The organism is Flavobacterium salmonis (assembly GCF_903819435.1).
Lineage (GTDB): Bacteria > Bacteroidota > Bacteroidia > Flavobacteriales > Flavobacteriaceae > Flavobacterium > Flavobacterium chungangense.
In genome coordinates this window covers 1-284 of the sequence record NZ_CAIJDP010000101.1, presented here as the reverse complement: position 1 = coordinate 284, position 284 = coordinate 1, and the positions used below count along the sequence as shown (strand labels likewise).

Annotated in this window: 1 pseudogene; it reads left to right on the top strand. The window is 35.6% G+C overall.

Annotated elements, in window-relative coordinates:
- Positions 1-284 (top strand): annotated as a pseudogene (locus tag FLACHUCJ7_RS25000) (IS1182 family transposase); the annotation flags it as partial.

Below are 284 nucleotides of genomic sequence, written 5' to 3'. Positions count from 1 at the left end.
AATAGCAGGAGAAACCATTGCTATTGATGGAACTAAAAGCCGAGCGCACAATAGCCGTAAAGCTAATTTCAATCAAAAGAAAATAGATAAACATTTAGAGTATATCGAAATCAAAACCCAGCAATACCTTGATGCTTTGGAAGAAAATGACGCAAAGCATAACCCTGAAAAAATCAAAAACATCCAGCAGAAAATTGAACGTTTAAAACAAAACAAAATCCGCTATGAATTACTGGAAGAAAAACTAGAAGCAAGTGGCGAACCTCAAATAAGCACCACCGATA